Below are 3,201 nucleotides of genomic sequence, written 5' to 3'. Positions count from 1 at the left end.
GATACTGGATTATTTTTACTTACCTATCAAGTACTTCTTCTATAAGTTCTCTGACCCAAGGATACTCGACAAATGGATGGTCTCTCTGAAGAACATAGCTCACAGAAATGATTTCCATAGAACGAAGAACCGCATCATCCTGGCACCCCATTGTATGCGTTCCATGGACTGTCCTGCACACTCTACGGAGAAGGGCATACAGTGTGTGTCGTGTGGCAAGTGCATCTTTGAAAGACTGGGAAAGGATGCACAGAAATATGGATATAAACTGTATATTATCACGGGTTCTTCTTTTGTCAAGCATATACTGCGCAATGAAAAAATAGAAGGTGCTTTGCTCATTGCATGTGACTATGAGCTGAATAAAGTGATGCGAGCTCTTAAAGGCACGAAAATAGTTACCTATGGTGTTCCTATGTTAAACGATGGCTGCTATAATACACAGGTTGAGTATAATGACTTAATGCAGGCCTTCGAGAATTTTAAGTAAGTACTCGAAGGAAGCCCCACCCTCATTGTGAAACAGCAGGGTGGGGTAGTTCACAACATAAGCAAGCCAAAATTTGCTATCATCCGGTAACCCGCAGAAAAATACATATATTGAGAAAGTCTCTCGTAAGATTTAACTTCATGCCTGAATGCATCACATGGGCAATGAACGGTGAAGAAGATGGATTATGACGTCATAGTGGTCGGCGGTGGACCGGGCGGTGCAATGGCTGCGCGGACGTGTGCTGAAAAAGGACTTAAAGTGCTCCTTCTGGAAAAAGAACAACTACCACGCTATAAAGCTTGCGGAGGTGCTGTTTCGTGGAAAGCATTACAGATCACCGGCCCTATCGATGAAGTCCGGCCCCAATATACATGTTATGGGGCTACGATCCACTCACCCACTATGCGTCAGTCTTCACACAAGATCAAAGAGCCGGTATCAATACTTGTTTTTCGCAGCTCTTTTGACCATTTTCTATTAAAACAGGCACAGCACAAAGGAGCTATCATAAATTCCGGTGAGAAAGTTATCTCAGTGAATATAAACGATGAACAGGTACAGGTTGTAACAGCAAAAGGCGAGTATACTGCAAAGATCATTATTGGGGCCGATGGTGTGAACAGTACTGTTGCCAAAGAAACAGGCCTGAGAACAAAATGGGAACCAGAAGGCTATGGGATATGCATCGAGACCGAGATAGAACTAAGCCCGGGGGATGCAAGGAAGTGCGTTCTAGATACAGAACTGATAGAAGCATATTTCCTCAAAAGCAGAGGATATGGATGGGTATTTCCCAAGGGCAATATAATGTCCATTGGTATCGGCATGTGGAAACCGATCACAGTCAAGCCTGCAGAGGCCTTTGATGATTTCATATCCTTCCTTTCCAGGGAAAGAGGGATAGACCTTGCTGCACACCTCACTAAGAAGTTCATACACAGAGTACCTGTAGGGGGTATGAACAGGAAGACCTACGGAGAAAAAGTGCTCCTTGTGGGAGATGCAGCAGGTTTTGTGGACCCATTCCTGGGCGAAGGCATATACTACGCAGTTGCAAGCGGTGTCGCAGCAGGTGAGGTCGCTGCTGAAGCGATCCGCAATGGTACCGACCTTTCCTCTTACCGGAAGAAATGTGATGTACTATTTAACAACGATCTGCGTATGGCCTTTAAATTCGGAAAATATTTCCATGACCATATAGAGAAAATATTCTATCTGTTTGATAAGGACCCGGAACTTTTCAGAATGTACGTACTTACAGGAAAGGGAGTTTACGGTTACAGGGAATACATAAAAAGATCCTTTCTGAGAACACCTGTAACACTGCTCAGAATACTTGGCAGCATGATGAAAACTACAAAGGAGTGAGGAGAGTAAGCTCCCTTCTGTTACTGCAAAGATCCCGATAGCACATGGCACTAAAGAGATAGCCGGTGGCATTTGCAGCTGCGGCATTCGGCTAAGCGTCGTTAACTTCGGGGACGTTCTGAACGCCGTTGATCCCTACTTCTGACTTGCACCCACGAGGATTCGCCGTTCCATCCACATACCATACGACCTCAACCTTCCGGTATCATTGCATTGGCATGGTGTGGTATCGTTTCTGTGCCAGAGCCCTGGCTCTCGCCAGACACCCTTTACAAGTGTTCGTGTGTTCAGACGGTGGGGAGACTTTCCTCAGGCCATTGACCCGGAGGCCGCCCTTCCTCTCTCCGGTACATAGAAAGTTACATCAGATATAAATCTGACTACTCCCCCGTAAAGTAGTGGGGTTTTGGGACTGATCTTGTCCCTCCTGTTCATTTACTGAACCCAAAAAAATCAAAGCTCTTTGACTCCGCAGCCACAACCGCGCGTCAGGAGAAAGTCCATTTTTGCACGGATCTCTTCCTGATGCATTGGGGCCAGGGTTTCGAACTCTTCTTTATGCTTTTCCAATATGTGGTCCATCATCTTCTTCTTTGCAACTTCACGGTCTTGTTCTATGACAATGAAATCATCATTAAAACCAAGGTCTCTACATTTCATTATCTGTAGTTTGGCTATAGTAGTCCCTCCTGAGAATAATAAGAGTTCATAGTATTAAGACTTAGTAAGATATCCTACCTTACCAACTCATATATTTTTTGGTAAACTAGTGACACAATTCATCCACCTGTTCCATTTCGAAGAAATGAAACTCCCATTAGATCTTTGATTTAATGTGAGGTTAAAACCAGTGGTCTTCTTGCTTCAACGTGATAAATTATTCAATTGTTATGATACCTGTATCTCTTGATATTAGCTTGTCACAGTCAACTTCGGTCTCTGTTCAGCATTCGGCCAATCTGAGCTGTAGAAGGCAATGTAATTATTGCTCTCTGTCTTCGCCTTGAGGAAGAATCCGGTGTTAGTAGTACCGGTTACATATTCCTGTACTAGCTGTGTAACATCGAATTCATAATACTTGTTGTCAGGCACTATACCAGCCGGGAACGTTACTGAAGCATACGGAGTGGTACCCTGAGAAACACCATTCTTATCGAACCAGTTTCCTCCCGGCGTATTCCACGGAGTACCAGACATCTGGGTATTCCAGGTAACATACTGTGGATGCCACTGTTCTGGCTTATACACTTCAACTACAGTATCAGAAGTACGGGTAGCACCCGGTGGATAGTACCAGTACAATGAAAGAGTTGCTTTGGATATTCTATCACTTGGGTTAT

At 44.3% G+C, this 3,201-nt stretch carries 4 protein-coding genes and 1 other RNA gene; 2 read left to right on the top strand and 3 right to left on the bottom strand.

Annotation, left to right across the window (positions count from 1 at the left end):
* Together ACCM36_RS00970 and ACCM36_RS00965 are read left to right on the top strand one after the other, a co-directional pair.
* A partial coding sequence (locus ACCM36_RS00970; protein WP_370571828.1) for a DUF116 domain-containing protein occupies positions 1 to 490 on the top strand: 490 nt, incomplete at its 5' end.
* Between the two features lie 180 nt (positions 491 to 670).
* Positions 671 to 1,861 carry an NAD(P)/FAD-dependent oxidoreductase gene (locus tag ACCM36_RS00965; protein WP_370571827.1) on the top strand — a complete coding sequence of 397 codons (1,191 nt, stop codon included), beginning with the start codon at positions 671 to 673 and terminating at the stop codon, positions 1,859 to 1,861.
* Here the strand turns inward: ACCM36_RS00965 and rnpB are convergent.
* From rnpB to ACCM36_RS00950, 3 genes are all read right to left on the bottom strand, one after another.
* Positions 1,856 to 2,206, bottom strand: an RNA gene (gene rnpB, locus ACCM36_RS00960) — RNase P RNA component. The two genes, ACCM36_RS00965 and rnpB, sit on opposite strands and share 6 nt — an antisense overlap.
* Positions 2,207 to 2,314: 108 nt before the next feature.
* The gene (locus tag ACCM36_RS00955; RefSeq protein ID WP_370571826.1) at positions 2,315 to 2,521 is read right to left on the bottom strand and encodes a hypothetical protein; all 207 of its coding nucleotides are present in this window, start codon (positions 2,519 to 2,521) and stop codon (positions 2,315 to 2,317) included.
* Positions 2,522 to 2,773: 252 nt separating this feature from the next.
* The coding region (locus ACCM36_RS00950; RefSeq protein WP_370571825.1) for a disaggregatase related repeat-containing protein at positions 2,774 to 3,201 on the bottom strand (428 nt) is incomplete at its 5' end.

Origin of the sequence: Methanomethylovorans sp. (genome assembly GCF_041305605.1) — an archaeon.
In the GTDB taxonomy this organism is placed as follows: domain Archaea; phylum Halobacteriota; class Methanosarcinia; order Methanosarcinales; family Methanosarcinaceae; genus Methanomethylovorans.
Note: the sequence above shows the minus strand (reverse complement) of the source record. Positions and strands in the feature narration are given on the sequence as shown.

Excerpts from the sequence above, each read along its gene's own strand:
- ACCM36_RS00965 (WP_370571827.1), top strand. The coding sequence starts at position 671 with ATGGATTATGACGTCATAGTGGTCGGCGGTGGACCGGGCGGTGCAATG.
- ACCM36_RS00955 (WP_370571826.1), bottom strand. The coding sequence starts at position 2,521 with ATGAAATGTAGAGACCTTGGTTTTAATGATGATTTCATTGTCATAGAA.